This window comes from Kitasatospora sp. MBT63, assembly GCF_000710465.2.
In the GTDB taxonomy this organism is placed as follows: domain Bacteria; phylum Actinomycetota; class Actinomycetes; order Streptomycetales; family Streptomycetaceae; genus Kitasatospora.
Genome location: NZ_JAIZ01000413.1, coordinates 1 through 17,744 on the forward strand (window position 1 = coordinate 1; position 17,744 = coordinate 17,744).

The 17,744-nt window shown below is 75.1% G+C and carries 18 protein-coding genes; 6 read left to right on the plus strand and 12 right to left on the minus strand.

What is annotated here, in order from left to right:
* From AA75_RS23165 to AA75_RS23180, 4 genes are all read right to left on the minus strand, one after another.
* The coding region (locus AA75_RS23165; RefSeq protein ID WP_033822121.1) for a hypothetical protein at window positions 1–248 on the minus strand (248 nt) is incomplete at its 3' end.
* The gene (locus tag AA75_RS45920; RefSeq protein ID WP_033822122.1) at window positions 245–1,630 is read right to left on the minus strand and encodes a hypothetical protein; all 1,386 of its coding nucleotides are present in this window, start codon (window positions 1,628–1,630) and stop codon (window positions 245–247) included. The genes AA75_RS45920 and AA75_RS23165, both read right to left, overlap by 4 nt.
* Window positions 1,631–1,824: 194 nt before the next feature.
* The gene (locus tag AA75_RS23175; RefSeq protein WP_033822123.1) at window positions 1,825–2,934 is read right to left on the minus strand and encodes a DUF1648 domain-containing protein; all 1,110 of its coding nucleotides are present in this window, start codon (window positions 2,932–2,934) and stop codon (window positions 1,825–1,827) included.
* Window positions 2,931–3,350, minus strand: coding sequence for a GntR family transcriptional regulator (locus AA75_RS23180; RefSeq protein ID WP_033822124.1), 420 nt, complete (start codon window positions 3,348–3,350; stop codon window positions 2,931–2,933). The genes AA75_RS23175 and AA75_RS23180 overlap by 4 nt, the downstream gene beginning before the upstream one ends.
* 128 nt (window positions 3,351–3,478) lie before the next feature.
* Here AA75_RS23180 and AA75_RS23185 point away from each other — a divergent pair, with 128 nt between their 5' ends.
* Both AA75_RS23185 and AA75_RS23190 read left to right on the plus strand, forming a co-directional pair.
* Window positions 3,479–3,826: a hypothetical protein gene (locus AA75_RS23185; RefSeq protein WP_033822125.1), complete on the plus strand. Its 348-nt coding sequence runs from the start codon at window positions 3,479–3,481 to the stop codon at window positions 3,824–3,826.
* Between the two features lie 46 nt (window positions 3,827–3,872).
* On the plus strand, window positions 3,873–4,664 hold the full coding sequence (locus AA75_RS23190; RefSeq protein ID WP_233289147.1) for a leucine-rich repeat domain-containing protein: 792 nt from the start codon (window positions 3,873–3,875) through the stop codon (window positions 4,662–4,664).
* A 7-nt stretch (window positions 4,665–4,671) separates the two neighbouring features.
* Here AA75_RS23190 and AA75_RS23195 read toward each other — a convergent pair whose 3' ends face one another.
* The 5 genes from AA75_RS23195 to AA75_RS23215 form a co-directional block, all read right to left on the minus strand.
* The gene (locus AA75_RS23195; protein ID WP_033822126.1) at window positions 4,672–5,421 is read right to left on the minus strand and encodes a Clp protease N-terminal domain-containing protein; all 750 of its coding nucleotides are present in this window, start codon (window positions 5,419–5,421) and stop codon (window positions 4,672–4,674) included.
* Between the two features lie 62 nt (window positions 5,422–5,483).
* A complete protein-coding gene (locus AA75_RS23200; protein WP_051813123.1) occupies window positions 5,484–6,266 on the minus strand; it encodes a 2,3-dihydro-2,3-dihydroxybenzoate dehydrogenase in 783 nt (260 codons plus the stop codon).
* A gap of 94 nt (window positions 6,267–6,360) precedes the next feature.
* On the minus strand, window positions 6,361–6,765 hold the full coding sequence (locus AA75_RS23205) for a VOC family protein (RefSeq protein ID WP_033822127.1): 405 nt from the start codon (window positions 6,763–6,765) through the stop codon (window positions 6,361–6,363).
* Window positions 6,766–6,930: 165 nt separating this feature from the next.
* On the minus strand, window positions 6,931–8,571 hold the full coding sequence (locus tag AA75_RS23210; RefSeq protein ID WP_033822128.1) for an amidohydrolase: 1,641 nt from the start codon (window positions 8,569–8,571) through the stop codon (window positions 6,931–6,933).
* A 93-nt stretch (window positions 8,572–8,664) separates the two neighbouring features.
* The gene (locus AA75_RS23215) at window positions 8,665–10,113 is read right to left on the minus strand and encodes an APC family permease (RefSeq protein ID WP_033822129.1); all 1,449 of its coding nucleotides are present in this window, start codon (window positions 10,111–10,113) and stop codon (window positions 8,665–8,667) included.
* A 250-nt stretch (window positions 10,114–10,363) separates the two neighbouring features.
* On the opposite strand from AA75_RS23215, the gene AA75_RS23220 reads away from it, so the two are divergent.
* Both AA75_RS23220 and ligA read left to right on the plus strand, forming a co-directional pair.
* Window positions 10,364–11,086 carry a TetR/AcrR family transcriptional regulator gene (locus tag AA75_RS23220; protein ID WP_033822130.1) on the plus strand — a complete coding sequence of 241 codons (723 nt, stop codon included), beginning with the start codon at window positions 10,364–10,366 and terminating at the stop codon, window positions 11,084–11,086.
* A 103-nt stretch (window positions 11,087–11,189) separates the two neighbouring features.
* Entirely contained in the window at window positions 11,190–13,253 is a 2,064-nt protein-coding gene (ligA, locus tag AA75_RS23225; protein WP_033822135.1) for an NAD-dependent DNA ligase LigA, read from the plus strand.
* Between the two features lie 45 nt (window positions 13,254–13,298).
* Here the strand turns inward: ligA and AA75_RS23230 are convergent, their stop codons facing one another.
* From AA75_RS23230 to AA75_RS23240, 3 genes are all read right to left on the minus strand, one after another.
* Entirely contained in the window at window positions 13,299–13,757 is a 459-nt protein-coding gene (locus tag AA75_RS23230; protein ID WP_051813126.1) for a DinB family protein, read from the minus strand.
* 272 nt (window positions 13,758–14,029) lie between these two features.
* A complete protein-coding gene (locus AA75_RS23235) occupies window positions 14,030–14,605 on the minus strand; it encodes a TerD family protein (RefSeq protein WP_033822131.1) in 576 nt (191 codons plus the stop codon).
* 153 nt (window positions 14,606–14,758) lie between these two features.
* Window positions 14,759–16,207 (minus strand): LCP family protein, encoded by a 1,449-nt coding sequence (locus AA75_RS23240; RefSeq protein WP_233289148.1) that lies wholly within the window; start codon window positions 16,205–16,207, stop codon window positions 14,759–14,761.
* A 404-nt stretch (window positions 16,208–16,611) separates the two neighbouring features.
* On the opposite strand from AA75_RS23240, the gene AA75_RS23245 reads away from it, so the two are divergent.
* Entirely contained in the window at window positions 16,612–16,944 is a 333-nt protein-coding gene (locus AA75_RS23245; protein ID WP_051813127.1) for a BlaI/MecI/CopY family transcriptional regulator, read from the plus strand.
* Between the two features lie 3 nt (window positions 16,945–16,947).
* Window positions 16,948–17,744: M56 family metallopeptidase (locus AA75_RS23250; RefSeq protein ID WP_033822132.1), on the plus strand; the 797-nt coding region annotated here is incomplete at its 3' end.

The following is a 17,744-nucleotide window of genomic DNA, read 5'->3' on the forward strand; positions in this document are numbered from 1 at the left end:
GTGCGCAGCAGCGCGTACGCGTCGACGGCCGCGGCCGCGGTGCGCAGGCCGGCCCGGGCGGGTGCGGGCAGCGCGGTGAGCAGGGCGTCCAGGCGGTCGGCGGTGGCGGCGGGCCAGGGCTCGCGCCCGTCGTCGGCGAGCAGGGCGGCGACCAGGCCGTGCAGGCTGCGGCTGCGGCTGCTGCTCCGGCTGCCGGCACCGGTGCCGGTGTCGGTGTCGGTGTCGGTGCCGGCGGGCGAGGGGGTCATCGGCCGCCCACCTCGGCGTGCGCCGTCCCGTCCAGCACCCAGGCGTGCTCCTGGCGCCAACGGCCCCGCCAGCGTTCGACGGTGATCCGGGCGTCGGCCGACTCGCTGTTGCGGCAGACGGCCCGGCTGCCGTCCGGGTCGGTGTAGTCGAGGGCGAGGGTGCGGTCCTCGGGCTGGCGGACCGTCACGGTGATCCGGCGCAGCGCGGTGCGGCCCGTCACCGTCCACTCCGGCAGGCCGATGACGGTCCGGAAGCCGCCGAGCGCGGAGCGGGCCGAGCTGCGCGGCCAGGTACGGCCGCGGTGCAGCAGGCGCAGGAAGACCAGCGGCGGGAGCCGGTCGAGCCCGGGCCGGTGGGAGACGGCGGCGACCACCTCCAGGACGTCGCCGCCGCCGAGGTCGGCGTGCAGCCAGGCCCAGCGCCGGGCGTTGCCGTGACCGTAGATCCGGGCGGTCGCCCCCGGGGCGCCGTCCAGCCGGAGTCCGGCGCGGGGGCCGGTGACGGCTCCGGTGTAGCGGGAGGTGGCCGCCGGGAGCATGTGCGCGGCGGGCAGCAGCGGCCGGCGCCAGGCCCAGCGGGGAAAGGTGTACAGCGGCGGTCCGGTGAACCGTTCGGTCAGGTCCCAGCTGTACGGGCCGGCCGTGCCGCGCAGGCGGCCCGGGGCGTCGGTGTCGCCCGGTTCGACGGTGTAGCGGGCGTGCTCGGGCGGGCCGCCGGGCGGGAACAGTGCGATCCAGCCGTGTTCGCGGGCGGGCGTGCCGTCGGTGGGCGCGGTCAGTTCGTGGTGCAGCCACAGGCCGGTGCCGTCGGCGGGGTCGGTGAGGGTGGTGTACCAGACCTCGGTGCGACCGGGGGTGCCGTCCCAGCGCGGGGTCAGTTCCCGCTCCACCGCCCGCGCGGTGGCGCCGGGCCCGTCGGCGGGCGCGGCGGCGGGACGCGGGAAGCGCCAGCTGGCCACGAACGGCAGCAGCGCGGTGGCGAGCGGGAAGCGCAGGGTGCCGCGGCCTACCGCGGCGCCGTCCTCCAGCAGGGTGAAGGGGAGCACCGTCATCGACTCCAGTGGGCGCCTCGCGGTGACCGACTTCCAGCCGAGCAGCGTCAACCGCCGTTCCCCGGAGCGGAGTTCGATCCGGTAGCGGATCCGTCGCCGGGCCAGCGGGGAGATCTCCAACTCCCCTGCGGCGGACGGGTCGTCGGCCAGTCCGCCGATCCGGACCCGGCCGGTGAGGCGGGCGTCGGTGGTGCGGTGCGGCAGTAGCACCCGGTCCGCCCGGACCGCGAGGTCCAGCCGGATCGGACGCGCCCCGGCCTCGCCCGCGAGCCGCACGGTCCCCACCATCAGCTCGTCGAACGCCGTGCCGCGCCGGGGCAGCGTCTTCATCGGCCTCTCCCGTATCCAGAGGTGTAGTGGCTGAGCCACTGAACCATCGTGTCGACGCGCCGTCAATCCCCGCGGGGGCAGCAGTCCTGGCGGTGCCTCCACCCGCAGTCGGGCGCAGGCCGCCGGGGGGGCCGGCAACGCAGCTGGGCGCGCCACACCCGTACGGTGCGGCGCGCCCAGGGGTCGCGGTGGGGTCAGATCAGGCTCATGGCGAGCGCGAAGCCCGCGCAGAGCGCGGCGAGCAGCAGCGTCCGCGGGTTGCCGAGGTTGAGGGTCCACCCGACGCCCAGGCGCTTTGGCACCAGCAGCGCCGGGTCCCGCCGGTTGACGTACACCGTGCCGGCCAGCCGCCAGTGGTGGTCGTCGTCGACGTGGACCAGGCCCGGCTCCGGGCCCGGGCCGGGCTCGGGCCGCGCGGAGGCCCGGTCGAGCCGGCTGCCGCCCTGACCGGTGCGGACGGCGACGACCACCAGGACCGCCAGCCCAAGGAGCACCGGAGCGAGCAGTTCGGCGGGCTCGACGGTGTGTTCGCCGCGCCAGATCCGTACCGCCGCGAGCAGCACCGACAGGTCGACGAGGGCGGCCAGCACCAGCAGCGCGGCCGAGGTCCGCCTGAGGTAGCGGCGGTGCCGCGCGGCGCTGCCCGCCGGGTCGGCCGGGTCGAGGTCGGCCCGCCCGCGCAGGGCGAGGCGAACGGTCAGCCCGAGCAGGCCGGTGAGCCCGAGCTGCGCGAGGACGGGCGCGAAGGCGGTGGTGAGGGACTTGGCCGCGAACCGGTCCGCCGTACCGTCGGCCCCGAAGTGGGTGGGCAGTTGCCCGGGCATTCCCGGATACCGGGCGACGGCGAGTGCGGCGGTCAGCGCGATCAGCAGGGCCGCGGGCGCCGCCCACGGCCAGGGCGCCCGGACCGGCCGGGTCCGCAGCGAGGTGTCGACGCTCACGCCCTGCCGCAGACCCCGGTACCAGCCCTCGCGCTCCTTGGCGGAGCGGATCGCCCGGCGGGCCCGGACATGGGCCGTCGCGCCGACCGCCGCGACCACGGCGGTCACCGCCGTCGCCACCGCGGCCGGGTCCGGCAGGACGGCGGCGAGCACCGCCCCGACCGCCACCGCGGACCCGCCACCCAACGCCAACAGCCTCCGGTAGGACCGGCGTTGCTCACCTATTACAGCCGCGTCCCGGTGCGCCGCCGGGATCCGCACCCCGAACGGCAGACCCGGGTCGGCCATCGCCGGCGCCAGCCAGGCCAGCACCAGAACCACCACCGGGACGATCGCCCCGGACACCACCGCCGTGACCGTCATACCGACTCCCCCTCCACGCGGGCCCCCTCGGGCCGCACCCGGAACCCGCCCACCGTCCGGCCGCAGGCCGCCAGCACCGCCGCCCCGTCGAGCCCCTGCACCGTCGCCTCGGCCAGCAGCGTGCGCAGCCGGGCACCCCAGTCGTCCGTGAAGCCGGGCTCCGGCGGCCCGGAACGGGCGTCCCGGCGCACCACGGCGCCGCTCTTGCGGTTCAGGAGCAGCAGCCCCTCGCGACGCAGCAGGTCATAGGCCTTGTTGACGGTGTGGAAGTTGATGCCGAGGTCGGCGGCCAGCTGACGGGTCGACGGCAGCGCCGCACCCTCGGCCAGTTCGCCGGCGGCGACCGCCTCGACCACCCGGTCGCGGATCTGCTGGTAGATCGGGATCTCGCTGTTCAGATCGAGGGTGAGGATCACATCGGCTCCCGCCTGCCGTCTGCCTGCTCTATTACTTATAGAACAGACCGTCAGGCGATGGCAAGCGACTGCGTGCCCGCCGGGTGCGCCTCGCACCGTGCGGCCGGCCTCCGTGCTGGGATGGACGGGTGAGCGATCCCGAACCGAACCGCGCCGCCCAGCCCGCCCAGCCGTCCGCCGAGACGGTGCGCGACCTCGTGGAGTTCGTCGGCGCCCGCAGCGCCGAGGAGCTCGAGAGCGTCGACTACGCGGACGGCGCCGACCGGTTGCGCACCGCACTGCGCAACTCGAGCGCCCTGCTGGGCGCGGCGGTGGCCCTGATGGTCGCGGACACCCGGGACCCCCGCCGCTGGCATCTGCCGTGGGACGCCCTGGTGGAGATGGCGCTGCCGTGGTCCGGCCATCCCGGGTGGGAGCCGCGGTTCGCGGTCCGCGCGGACGGCACCACCGCCGAGACCGAGGACGGGAGCGGCTGACGGCCCTGCGCGCAGCACCCCGCGGGCCGGCCGGTACGGTCGCCGCATGACGACCGACCCCGGCGGGCCCGTGCTCCGCAACCGCTTCGGCGCCGATGTGCCCGCCCCGGCCGACGACCGGACCTGCCGCTGCTTCGACCAGTACCGGGTGTCCCGGCGCCGCAAGGTGCGCTTCCACACCGAACTGCAGGACACCTCCGCCCCCGGCTGGCTCCACCTGCTCGCGCTGGTCGAGGAGGCCGCCGCGGACGGGCGCGAGGAGTTCCACCCGCTGCGGGAGCTCAGCCCCGCGGAGCGGGCCGAGGTGATCACGCTGCCGCCGTCCATCGCCCGGCTGACCGCGGTGCGGACCTTCAACCTGTACGGCAGCGCGCTGGTGCGGATCCCGCCGGAGATCGGGGCGATGACCGCGCTCGAGGAGTTCACCCCGTACACCTCGTACCGGCTGCACTGGTACCCGTACGAGCTGACCCGGTGCCGGAACCTGCGGCGGAGCACGGTGAGCACCCGGGCGCTGTTCGGCAACGAGAATATCCGGCCGCCGTTCCCTGCACTCGACGGCGGACCGCACCCGGCCGGTGCGGCCGACCCCGGGGTGGGGGGCGGGGCCCTGCGGACCTGCAGCGTCTGCGACCGGGCGCTGGACGGCGGCGCGGTGCACCAGGTGTGGATCTCCCTGCGGGTGGCGACCGATGTGCTGCCGCTGCTGGTCAACGCCTGCTCGGCGGCGTGCGTCGCCGCACTGCCGGCCCCGCCGGAGGGCTACCCGGCCACCCCGCACCGGGGCGGCCCGGAACTCGTACAGCCCGTCGCCGAGGACGACGAACGGTACTGGTGAGCGCCCGTCAGGCGTCGGCGTCCTCGGCGGGTCCGGCGAGCTCGGCGGCGACCGCCTCGACCACGGCGGCCTCGGCGGCGGCCCGGTCGAGACCGAGACCGGTGAGCACGCCGTCGCCCGCCTCCTGCTCGAACAGGGCGAGCAGGATGTGCTCCGTCCCGATGTGCCGGTGCTCCAGCCGCAGGGCCTGACGGAAGGTCAGCTCCAGGACCTTCCGGCCCGCCCCGTCGTACGGGATCAGGTCCGGCACCCGCTCGGCCGGCGGCGGCAGCGCCGCCGTGGCGGCCCGCCGGACGGCGTCGGCGGTGACGCCCTGCGCCTCCAGGACGCGGGCGGCGACGGCCTGCGGTTCGGCGAGCAGGCCGAGCAGCAGGTGCTCGGGGCGGATCTCGTCGTTCCCGGCGGCCCGGGCCTCCTCCTGGGAGGTGATGACGACGTTGCGGGCCGGGACGGTGAAGCGGCCGAAGCCCTGGGAGGCGTCGAGGTCGGACGGCTCACCGGGGTCCTTGGGCACGAAGCGCTTCTGGGCGGCCTGCCGGGTGACCCCCATGCTCCTGCCGATGTCGGTCCAGGACGCGCCCGAGCGGCGCGCCTGGTCGACGAAGTGGCCGATCAGGTGGTCGGCCAGCTCGCCGAGGTGGTCCGCGGCGATCACCGCGCCGGAGAGCTGGTCGAGGGTGTCGGGGTGGACCTTCTTGATGGCCGCGATCAGGTCGTCGAGCCGGACCGGGCCGGTCATCTGCACGGGTTCGTCCATGCGTCAACCTTAGGTTGACACCCCCGTGGGCGTCAACCCTCGGTTGACAGTCGGCCGTCCGGTCAGGCCCGCAGGGTGGCACCGCCGTCCACGTACAGGTCGTGCATGGTGATGTGGCGGGCCCGGTCGGAGGCCAGGAAGACCACCGCCTCGGCGATGTCCTCCGGGTCGGCGATCCGGCCGAGCGGTATGCCGACCCGGTAGGAGTCGAGGTCGCCCGCGATCACCCGGGCCGCGGCGGCCCGCTCGTCACCGGACCAGAGCGCGCGCTGCATCGCGGTGTCGGTGGAGCCGGGCGAGACCACGTTGCAGCGCACGCCGGAGCGGGCCAGCTCCAGCCCGAGGCACTTGGTGAACATGGTCGCGGCGGCCTTGGAGGCGGCGTACGCGGCCATCCCGACCCGCGGCACCCCGGCCGCGTTGGAGCCGACCGTGACCACCGAGCCGCGTCCGCGCGCGGCCATCCGCCCGGCCACCGCGCGGCTGACGTGGAAGACGCCCGAGGCGTTGACGGCGAAAGTGTCCGCCCAGTCCTGGTCGGTGAGGTCGACGACGGGCGCCGTCCGCAGGATGCCGGCGACGTTCACCAGGACGGTGAGCGGCCCGAGTTCACCCTCGATCCGGGCCACCGCCGCCTCGACGGCGGCCGGGTCGGCGACGTCGAGCGGATGGGCGGACACCGCGCCGCCGGAGCCGGCCGCCAGCCGCTCGATCCCGGCGGGGTCGAGGTCGGCCGCCGCGACCCGGGCGCCCCGGGCCGCCAGCGCGCGGGCCACCGCCGCACCGATCCCCTGACCTGCCCCGGTGACCAGGGCGACCTCTCCGGCGAGTTCCTTCGGTTCCACGGTCGCTCCCCTCGGGGGCGGCAGCGGCACCCCGTCCAGCTTGTTTAGGCGAGGCTAACCTAACAGCGCTCGGCCGGGGGAACGCACGGAGGGATCAGCCCTGGACGTGCGCCGGGTCCATCCAGATGACCTCCCAGAGGTGGCCGTCGAGGTCCTGGAAGCTGCGGCCGTACATGAAGCCCTGGTCGCTGGGCTCGTTGGACGGCGTGCCGCCGGCCGCCAGCGCCGCGTCGGCCAGCTCGTCGACCCGGGCGCGGCTCGCGACGCCGAGCGCCACGATCACCTCGGCGGAGGACGCCGTGTCCGCGATGGACTTCTTGGTGAAGGTCGCGAAGAACGGCTCGCTCAGCAGCATCACGAAGCTGTCCTCGCCGAGCACCAGGCAGCCGGCCTTGTCGTCGGTGAACTGCGGGTTGAACGCGTAGCCGAGCGCGGCGAAGAAGGCCTTCGACTTCTCCAGGTCCTTGACCGGCAGGTTGACGAAGATCTTGGTGGACACGGGGGCACTCCCGGGCAGGCGAAGGGTGCGGGGCCGCGGTCTCGGGCGGCTCCGCTGACAGTCACTCAGCATGGCACCGGGGTACGACAGATCCCGGGCCCGACGCCGCGGCGCCGGACCCGGGACACCCGGCCGGCCCCGGTACGGGCCGGTCCGGTCCCGCGGTCAGTCGGCGCGGTGCACCAGCCGTCCGCCGACCCAGGTCCGCAGGACGCGGGTGGCGGCGATCTCCTCGGCCGGGCCCGCGAACGGGTCCCGGTCCAGCAGCACCAGGTCGGCCAGCCGGCCGGCCTGCAGCGTGCCGACCTCGTCCTGGCCGTTCACGTGCGCCGACCCGGCCGTGTACGCGGCCAGCGCGGTCGCCAGGTCGAGCCGCTGCTCGGGCAGGAAGACCCGGCCGTCGGTGGCGCCGGGCTCCGCCCGGTTCACCGCGACGTGGATGCCCGCGATCGGGTCGGGGCTGCTGACCGGCCAGTCGCTGCCGGCCGCCAGGGTGGCACCGGAGCGCAGCAGGTCGCCGAACGGGTACTGCCAGCCGGCCCGCTCCGGCCCGAGGAACGGGATGGTCAGCTCGTCCATCTGCGGCTCGTGCGCGGCCCACAGCGGCTGGATGTTGGCGATCGCGCCGAGCGCCGCGAAGCGCGGTACGTCCTGCGGGTGGACCACCTGGAGGTGGGCCAGGTGGTGCCGGGTGGCACGCCTGCCGTTGGCCTTGCGGGCGGCCTCGACGGCGTCCAGCGCCTCGCGCACCGCGCGGTCGCCGAGCGCGTGGAAGTGCACCTGGAAGTCGAGCGCGTCCAGTTCGGTGACGTACGAGCGCAGCGCCACCGGATCGACGAAGCTCAGGCCGGAGTTGGCGGTGGCGCAGCCGCAGCCGTCCAGGTAGGGGGCGGTCATCGCGGCGGTGAAGTTCTCCGCGATGCCGTCCTGCATGATCTTCACGGCCGGGGTGCTGAACCGGCCGAGGGTGTTCCCGGCCCGGCGGGCGACCAGCTCGGGGATCTGCTCGGCGCCGCGTTCGCGCTGCCACCACAGGGCACCGGTGACCCTGGCCGTCAGGGTGCCGGCGCCGGCGGCGGCCAGGTAGGCGTCGGTGGGGTCGGGCTGGCCGTTGAAGACCCCGAGCAGCGCGTCCTGCCAGCCGGTGATGCCGAGCGAGTGGAGCAGTTCCTGGGCCCGCAGCAGCCCGGCCAGCCGGTCGGCCGCGGTGGTGGGCGGCACCAGGCGGGCGACCAGGCCGGTGGCGCCCTCCTGGAGCATCCCGGACGGGGTGCCGTCGGCCTCCCGTTCGATCCGGCCGTCGGCCGGGTCGGGGGTGTCCCGGGTGAGGCCGGCCAGCTCCAGGGCGCGGGTGTTGGCCCAGGCGCCGTGGTGGTCGCGGTTGAGCAGGTAGACCGGGCGGTCGGGGACCACCGAGTCGAGCAGCTGCCGGGTGGGGGTGCCGCCGGCGAAGCTCTCCATCGACCAGCCGCTGCCGGTGATCCAGGGACGCCCCGGGTGGGCCTCGGCGAACGCCCGGATCCGCCGCAGGTACTCCTCGGCGCCGACGGTGCCGGACAGGTCGCACTCGCCGAGTTCGGTACCGCCGTAGACGGCGTGCAGGTGGGCGTCCTGGAAGCCGGGCACCACCATCCGGCCTTCCAGGTCGACCACGTCGGTGCGCGGGCCGATCAGCTCGCGCACCTCGTCGTGGCCGACGGCGGTGATCCGCTCGCCGGTGACGGCGAGTGCGGTGGCCCTGGTGCGGGCGGCGTCGGCGGTGAAGACCGGGCCGCCGGTCAGGACCAGGTCGGCGTGGGGGGTCATGGAGGCTCCAGCGGGTCTCGGGGAGGTCGGAGGGTGGTCGGGTGGGTGCCACGGCACGGGCGGCCAGCGCACGGGCGCTACGGCGCGTGGGCGCTACTGCATCGTGCCGGGTGCGTCGCCGTCGGTCCCGGCGCCGGACCGGAAGAAGTCCGAACGGCGGCCCCAGCGGGCCCAGCCGGCCACCGGCAGACCGCTGACGATCATCAGTACGGGGACCAGCAGCTGGAACCAGCCGTTGTCGGCGCTGAGTTCGAAGTGGTCGGCGGAGTCGTAGAAGCTCCAGGCCAGGTAGCCGCCGACGGCGAGCAGCACGGCGGCGCCGAGCAGCGGGCCGACCACCGCCCGCAGCGCGACCCACGGGTTGCCGCGCAGCAGGTGGCGGAAGCGCACGGCGGCGGCGACGGCGGTGAGCGCGTAGTAGAGGGCGACGACGATGCCGATGGCGTTGACGGCGGCATCGATCAGGTCGGTGACGGTCGGGATGACCAGCGAGACCAGGGCGACGGCGGAGGCGATGGCGGTGATCAGCACGGTGCCGGTGACCGGGGTGGCGTAGCGGGGGTGGATCCTGGTCCAGACGGCGCCGAGGGTGCCGTCGCGGCCCATCGCGTAGGTGCCGCGGGCGGTCGGGATGACGTTGGCCTGCAGGGAGGCGACCGCGGAGAAGGTCAGTGCGATCAGCGGGAGTGCGGCCAGCGGCTGGTGCGCGAGCTTGTTGCCGAAGTAGGTCAGGCCCTGGGCGCCGTTGTCGGCCAACTCGTCGAGCGGCAGCACGCGTTGGAAGGCGGTCCCGGCCAGCAGGAACAGCGCCAGCATGGTGACCAGGGCGATCATGCCGCCCCGGGAGGCGTCCTTCGGCTCGCGGACCTCCTCGCCGACGCTGAACACCGCCTCGAAGCCCCAGTAGCAGAACACCGCCAGCACCATGCCCTGGGCCAGCGCCCCCATCGAGGGGATGGCGAACGGGTTGTACCAGTCCAGCGAGAACGGCTGCGACCCGGCGAACAGGCCGTAGCCGCAGAAGCCGAGCAGCACCAGGTACTCGAAGACCAGCAGGTACTTCTGCAGCCGGGCGGCCAGCTGCAGCCCGCGCACCGCCACCACGGTGGCGGCCACCAGCACCACCAGGCCGATCACGGTGGTCTGCCGGGTGGAGTCCGGGTCCAGGTCCAGCCCGAACAGGCGGTGCAGGCCGGCCTCGCCCGCCAGCTGGATCAGCGCCGAGCCGGTGACCGCCGTGGTGTAGGCCATGAACACGATGGTGCCCACGGTGTTCACCCAGCCGGTCAGGAAGCCCAGCCAGGGGTTGAGCGTGCGCCCCACCCAGGTGTACGAGTTGCCCGCGTTGGGCTCGACCAGGTTGAGCCGGCCGTACGCGCCGGCGATGCCCAGCACCGGCAGGAAGGCCAGCAGCATGATGGCCGGCAGGTGCAGTCCGACGACCGAGGCCGTCAGTCCCAGACCGATGCCGATGCTGGAGGTGGCGGCGGTGCTGGAGGCCGCGATGGCCACGCCGTCCACCACGCCGAGCGTCTTGCGCATCGTGGTGTGCGGCGCCGTGCCGCCGCTCCCCGCGCCGGGCCCGCCCGCCCCGTCGCCGTTCCCCCGGGCTCTCGCCTCGTCCTTCGCCATTGCTGCCAACGGACCACCGCCTCGACCGTGGGGGCCGCGTCGGGCCCCGGTGGCTGGTCATGAAACTCCCGGGGGCCTTTTCAGGTCAATGGCGTTGTCATAAGGTGCCGCCAGCGGGCCGGGCCCTCCGCCCGGCCGACGACCGCAGGAGCACAGCCGGATGAACGAGCGCGTGGTCCCCGAACCCGAGCGCCGCCGACGGCGGCCGACCAAGCAGGGCACCGTCCTGTCGGCCGAGGTGATCATCTCGACCGCGCTGCGGCTGCTCGCCCAGCACGGCGCCGAGGCGCTCACCGTCCGCCGGCTCGGCGCCGCGCTCGGCGCCGACCCCAGCGCGATCTACCGGTACTTCCACAACACCGACGACCTGCTGCTCGCCATCGCGGACGAGTTGATCGCCCGCGCCCAGCACGACTGGCGCTCGACCGGCGACTGGGTCGCCGACCTGCGCACCATCGGCCTGCGGATCCACGCGGCGTACCAGGCGCATCCGCAGGCCGCCCTGCTGGCCGCGTACCGGACCACCGGGCGGCAGAACGAGGCCCGCGCGGTGGAGACCATCCTCGGGGTGCTGCGCGGCGCCGGGTTCCCGGACCCGGAGGCGGTCGCGATCTACCACGCCTTCGTCGACCAGGGCCTGGCGTTCGCCGCGCTGGACGCGGCCGCCGACGCGCTGCCCGCCCCCGCCCGCGCGGCCGACCTGGCGGTCTGGCAGCGGCACTACGCCAGGCTGCCCGCCGAGACCCACCCCAACATCGCGGCCACCGCCCGGCTGCTGGTCACCGACATGCGGCGCAGCGGGTACCCGCTGGCGCTGGAGTTGCTGCTCTCGGCGGCGTCCGCCCGCCTGGCGGCGCTGAAGGCTCCGCCGGGACCGGCCTGAGCCCCGGCCGCCCACGCCCCTGGCGGCGCACCCGCGATCAACCCGGGCCATCCGCCCGCCCGCGATCACTGCCGGTCGGGAACTGTCAGTGTCGGTCGAGATGATGTTCGACATGAAGCACGCAGCCGTTCCGGCCTCCCCCACCGCCTACGCCGATGCCGTCGCCACCGCCGTCCGGGCGGCCGAGGCCTACTACGCCGACGGCTCCACGCCGCTGGGCGACGACGAGTACGACGCGCTGCTGCGCTCGATCACCGCGTACGAGCAGGCCCACCCCGACCAGGTGCTGCCGGACTCCCCGACCGGCAAGGTGGCCGGCGGCGCGGCCAGCGGCGACGTCCCGCACAGCGTGCCCATGCTGAGCCTGGACAACGTCTTCTCGGCCGAGGAGCTCGACCTGTGGGCCGCCGGGCTGGAGCGCCGGCTCGGCCGGCCGGTCGCGGGCTGGTGCGTGGAGCCCAAGCTGGACGGCCTGGCGGTGGCGGCCCGCTACCGGGCGGGCCGGCTGGTCCAGTTGGTCACCCGCGGCGACGGCCTGGCCGGCGAGGACATCTCACACGCCACCGGCGCGGTGCTCGGGCTGCCGGCCGAGCTCGGCGAGCCGGTCGACGTCGAGCTGCGCGGCGAAGTGCTGCTGACGCAGAGCCAGTTCGAGCAGGCCAACGCGGTCCGGCTGGCGCACGGCGCCACCCCGTTCGCCAACCCGCGCAACGGCGCGGCCGGCACCCTGCGGGCCAAGGACCGCGCCTACCGGGTCGAGCTCACCTTCTTCGCCTACGACGCCCTCGGGCTGCCCGAACCCGCCCACAGCGAGCTGCTGGAGCGGATCGCCGCGCTCGGCGCCAACACCGCCGCGGCCACCGCGGCGGGCCCGCGCCACTGCACCGACGTGGCGCAGGTCCAGCAGCGGATCGCCGAGATCGGCGCGCTGCGGGCGGCGCTCCCGTTCGGGATCGACGGGATCGTGATCAAGGCGGACGCGGCCGCCGACCAGGAGCAGGCCGGCTCCGGCTCGCGGGCACCGCGCTGGGCGGTCGCCTACAAACTGCCCGCCGTGCACAAGGTCACCCGGCTGCTGGAGGTGGAGTGGAACGTCGGCCGGACCGGCGTGATCGCCCCCCGGGCCGTCCTGGAGCCGGTCGAGGTGGACGGCGTCACGATCACGTACGCCACCCTGCACAACCCCGCCGACATCACCCGCCGCGGCCTGCTGATCGGCGATCAGGTCTTCGTGCACCGCGCCGGCGACGTCATCCCGCGCGTCGAGGCGCCGCTGACCGAGCAGCGCACCGGCGCCGAGCGCGAGATCGTCTTCCCGACGGACTGTCCGCGCTGCGGCGACGCGATCGACACCTCCCAGCAGCGCTGGCGCTGCGTGCGCGGGCGCGGCTGCCAGGCCGTCGCCTCGATCCGCTACGCGGCCGGGCGCGACCAGCTCGACATCGAGGGCCTCGGCGGCACCCGGGCCGTCCAGCTGGTCGACGCCGGCCTGGTCACCGACCTCGCCGACCTGTTCACGCTGACCAGGGAGCAGTTGCTGATCCTGGAGCGGATGGGCGACACCAGCGCCGACAACCTGATCGCCGCCCTCGCCGCGGCCAAGGCCCAGCCGCTGCACCGGGTGTTCTGCGCGCTCGGGGTCCGCGGCACCGGCCGGTCGATGTCCCGCCGGATCGCCGCGCACTTCGGCAGCATGGCCGCGATCCGCGCCGCCGACGCCGAGGCGCTCGCCGGGGTGGACGGCATCGGCCCGGAGAAGGCCGCCGTGGTGGTCGCCGAACTCGCCGAACTGGCCGATGTCCTGGACCGGCTGGCGGCGCTCGGCGTGGGCACCGCCGTCACCGCCCCGACCGCGCCCGCCACGGTCTCCGGGTCCTCCGCGGCCTCCGCATCCGCCGCCGAGGACGGGCCGCAGGGCCCGCTCGCCGGGCAGGCGGTGGTGGTCACCGGCACCATGACCGGGCCGCTCGCCGCCCTGTCGCGCACCGAGACCAACGAGCTGATCGAGCGGGCCGGCGGCAAGGCGTCCTCCAGCGTCTCCAAGCGCACCACCCTGCTGGTCGCCGGGGACAAGGCCGGCTCGAAGCGGGCCAAGGCCGAGGAGCTCGGGGTGCGGGTGGTGACGCCGGAGGAGTTCGCGGAGCTGGTGGGCGAGCTGCTGGTCTGACCGGGCCGCCGGTCCGAGCGGGCGCGCCCGGCGGGGCCGCGCCGCTCAGGCGCCGACGGTCCCGTCGATGCCCTCCCGCAGCAGGTCGGCGTGGCCGTTGTGCCGTGCGTACTCGTGGATCAGATGCAGCATCACCAGCCGCAGCGACACGTCCTCGCCCCACCTGGCGTTGTGGCCGGTGACGTCCAGCGACTCGGCCTCCCGCTCGATCCGGCGGGAGTGCGCGACCTCCGCCTCCCAGGCCGCGAACGCCTCCGAACGGGTGGCACCGCTCGCGTCGTACGCCACCTGGTAGTCGTCCTGGTCGGAGTACACCAGCGGGACGGTCTCGCCGCCCACCACCCGGCGGAACCAGGTCCGTTCCACCTCCGCCAGGTGCCGCACCAGGCCGAGCAGCGAGAGCGTGGAGGGCGGCATCGACTGCCGGCGCAGCTCCTCGTCCGACAGGCCGTCGCACTTCATCGCGAGGGTGGCACGGTGGTAGTCGAGGAAGGCGCGCAGCATCTCGCGTTCGCCTCCGACCAGGGGCGGTCCGATCCGTTCGGTGGTCCCCCCGGTCCCCGCCGTCCCCGTGATCCCCTCGGTCCCCGTGTTCTCGGTGCTCTCCGTGGTCACTGCTGCTCCCCTTCGGCCGTGACGGCCGGGCCGGCCGCCGGTGGACCCCGTGTCCCGACGGTCCCGAGTTCTACCAGAGGGCCCCGGCGGGTACGCGGACGGCCCCGGGGTCGCGGCCGCGCGGTACGCGGTCGCGGCCCCGGGGCCGGACGGGGGTCGGGTCAGACGTTGACGCCGTAGTCGAGGGCGATGCCGCGCAGGCCGGAGGCGTAACCCTGGCCGATGGCGCGGAACTTCCACTCGTTGCCGTAGCGGTAGAGCTCGCCGAAGACCATGGCGGTCTCGGTTGAGGCGTCCTCGGTCAGGTCGTAGCGGGCGACCTCGCTGCCGTCGGCCTGGTTGACCACCCGGATGAAGGCGTTGCGCACCTGGCCGAAGCTCTGCCGCCGGGCCTCGGCGTCGTAGATGGAGACCGGGAAGACGACCTTGACGACCTGGGCGGGCACCGCCGACAGGTCGACCTTGATCTGCTCGTCGTCGCCGTCGCCGCCACCGGTGAGGTTGTCGCCGCTGTGCTCGACCGAACCGTCGGGGCTGCGCAGGTTGTTGTAGAAGACGAAGTGCTGGTCACCGAGCACCCGGCCGCTCTCGTTGCACAGCAGCGCGCTGGCGTCGAGGTCGAAGTCGGCGCCGGTGGTGCCCCGCACGTCCCAGCCCAGTCCGACGATGACCGCGGTGAGCCCGGGGGCCTCCTTGGTCAGCGAGACGTTTCCGCCCTTGGCGAGCGTGACTCCCATGGTGTCCTCCTGCTTCCCCGCGCCGGTCCGCGCGCGCCCGGCTCCCTGCATCTCGCGCTGCTCCGAATCTACAGCACTGTAGATCGCGCGTGAATCGGCCGGGCCGACCCGTCCCCTGGTCCGCCGTCAGCGCTCCGCGCGCCCCGGGAGGCGTCAGCCGTACGACAGGTCGGTGCACGGGTCGTCGGCGGCGGACCTGCCCGCCGCGGTGAGCGAGGCCGGCAGCCGCCCGGCCGGCCCGCCGCCGGGCGAGGCGCCTCCCGGGCTCGCCGTCGCGGTCCCCAACTCGCGTCCCAGCAGCAGCACCACGCCCGGCTCCGCGGACGGCTCCAGCCCCGCGCCGGGGAACAGCCCGGCCACCTCGCGGGCCGCCGACTCCTGCCCCGGCCCGTAGCGGACCGCGGTGGTCCGGCGGGCCGGCGTGGCGACGGCGGCCCGGGCGGCGAGCGTGAAGCCGTTCAGCGTCAGCTGCTCGGTGGCGCGGGCGGCCAGACCCGCGGTGCCGCTGCCGTCCCGGACCTCGACCTCGATGCCGCGCTGCGCCGCGGCGCCCGGCGAGGCCGAGGCGTCGGCGTCGGACCCGTCCAGCGGCCGTTCGGCCCGCAGCGCCGCCCACAGCTGGGTGGCGTCCGGCTGGACCAGCGCCACCCGGGACCCCTGGTAGCGCCAGGGCACGGTGAGGAAGCGGGCGTCGGCGAGTTCGATGTCCCGCAGCGAGAGCGCGAAGTCCAGCAGCTTGACCGCCGAACCGAGTCCGGGGTCGACCACCAGCGAGCCGGTGGCGGCGTCCGCGAGCGGCAGCAGGGTGGCCGGGTTCATCCCGACCCCCTTGATCTGCCGCAGCAGCGAGCCGAGGAAGGCCTGCTGCCGCTTGGTGCGGCCGATGTCGGACCCGTCGCCGATGCCGTGCCGCAACCGTACGTAGTCCAGCGCCGCCTGGCCCTGGACCCGCTGCTTGCCCTGCGGGAACAGCAGCCGGCCCGGCCGGCCGAGGTTCGGGTTGAGGTCGCCCTCGTACACCGGCTTCGGGACGCAGACCTCCACGCCGCCGACCGCACTGGTCATCGAGGCGAACCCGGAGAAGTTGACCACGATGGTGTGGTCGACCCGGAGGCCGGTCAGCTTCTCCACGGTGTTCTGCGAGCACGCCGGGTTGCCGTCGGCGCTGCCGCCGACCTCGAACGCGCTGTTGAAGGTCGCCCCGGTCTGCTGCCTGGTCCACTTGCCGTCCGGCAGCATGCACGGCGGGATGTCCACCAGCGAGTCGCGCGGGATCGACACCCCGACGGCGTGCCGGTGGTCGGCGTACACGTGCAGCAGGATGGTGGTGTCCGAGCGGGCGCCGCTCTCCACCCCGCCGCCGAGGTCGCGGTTGGCGCCGTCTCGGGAGTCGGAGCCGATCAGCAGCACGTTGACCGGGGTGCGCCCCTGCGCGTCCGGGCCGCCGGCGGCCGGGCGGTCGCGGCTCAGCGCGTCCCCGTCGAAGATCCGCAGATTGCCGTTGAGCCGGTGGTACACCACCACACCGGCCAGCAGGACCAGCGAGAGCAGGCCCGCCATGCCCCAGAGCACCGGCTTCCGGCGGCTGCGCCGCTCGACCACCCGTGTACCCCCTTCACCACGCCGGACAGTTCCGGCGGCCACCCGGCGGACGGACCGTCAGCCGCCGCGGGGCGGGGCCGCCGACGGCGACCGCGGACCGGGCGGCAACCCGTCGAGCATAGCGCCCAAACCGGACAATTCACCGACCTTCCGTCAGTTCGCGCGCCCACCGCCGCACCACGCGAGCCGCCCCGGGAGCCCACCCCCGCCCCGGCCCGTGCCGGCCCGGTACGACGGCTCAGTAGGATGACGACGAAGCGCCCCGGCAGTCCGGAGCCACCGAACCGGAGGGAGCCGCCGACGTGCGCGACACCACGACGGACCACCAGGCGACCACCTCGGCCACCGCGGCGGCCGCCTTCCCCCGGGTACGCCGACGCGCCCAGGGCGAGCTCGAGGCCCAGGTGCTCGCGGTCCTGCGGACCGCGACCGGGCCGGTCACCGCGGGCTGGGTCCAGCAGCGGCTGGACGGCGACCTCGCCTACACCACGGTGATGACCATCCTGTCCCGCCTGCACGGCAAGAACGCCGTCTCGCGCAGCCGCACCGGCCGCTCCTACCACTGGCTGGCGGCCTCCGACGCGGCCGGCCTCGCCGCGCTGCGGATGCGCCGGATGCTCGACACCCACGCCGACCGGGACGCCGTGCTCGCCAGCTTCGTCAGCGCGCTGCTCCCGCAGGACGAGGAACTGCTGCGGGCCCTGCTCGACAGCGCGGCGGACGGATCCGAGGCCTGAGCCGTGGGCGTGTTCGTCTTCCTCCCGCTCGTGCTGCCGCTCACCGCCCTGCCCATCGCCCGGCTGGCCGAGCAGCACCTGCACCCGCGCACGGCGGCCCGGCTGCTCACGGTGATCGCCGTGGTGATGGCGGCCAGCTGCGCGATCAGCCTGTGCCTGCTCTTCGTGGTCGGCACCGCCCACCTCACCGGCAACCCGCTGCCGGACAGTTGGTCCGACCCGGAGGTGCGCAACGCCGTCCCGTTCCACCGGACCATCGGCAGCTCGGCGATCGTCGCCCTGCTGGTGGTGCTCGCCGCCTGCGCCCGCACCCTGCGCCGGCACCGTCGGGTCCGGGCCCGCAGCCGGCAGGCGCTCGGGGTGGCGGGCGTCAGCGGGCCCGAGGTCGCCGTCCTGCCGGACGAGCGCCCGTACGCGTACGCGCTGCCCGGCGCGCCCGGCCGGATCGCGGTGTCGACCGGCATGCTGGCCGGCCTCGCCCCGGACGAGCAGACCGTCCTGCTGGCGCACGAACGGGCCCACCTGACCCACCATCACCACCGCTACCTGCTGGCCACCCAGCTCGCGGCCTGCGTCAACCCCTGTCTGCGGCCGCTGCGGCAGGCTGTCGCCTACAGCACCGAGCGGTGGGCCGACGAGGAGGCCGCGCACTCTGTCGGCGACCGGCGGCTGACTGCCCGGGCCGTCGCCCGGGCCGCGCTCATCTCCGTCCCGCCGCCGGTTCCCGGCGCGGTCGCGGGCGCCCTGGCCGCGTTCGCCGCGCCGGGCCCGGTGCCCCGCCGGGTGGCCGCCCTGCTCGC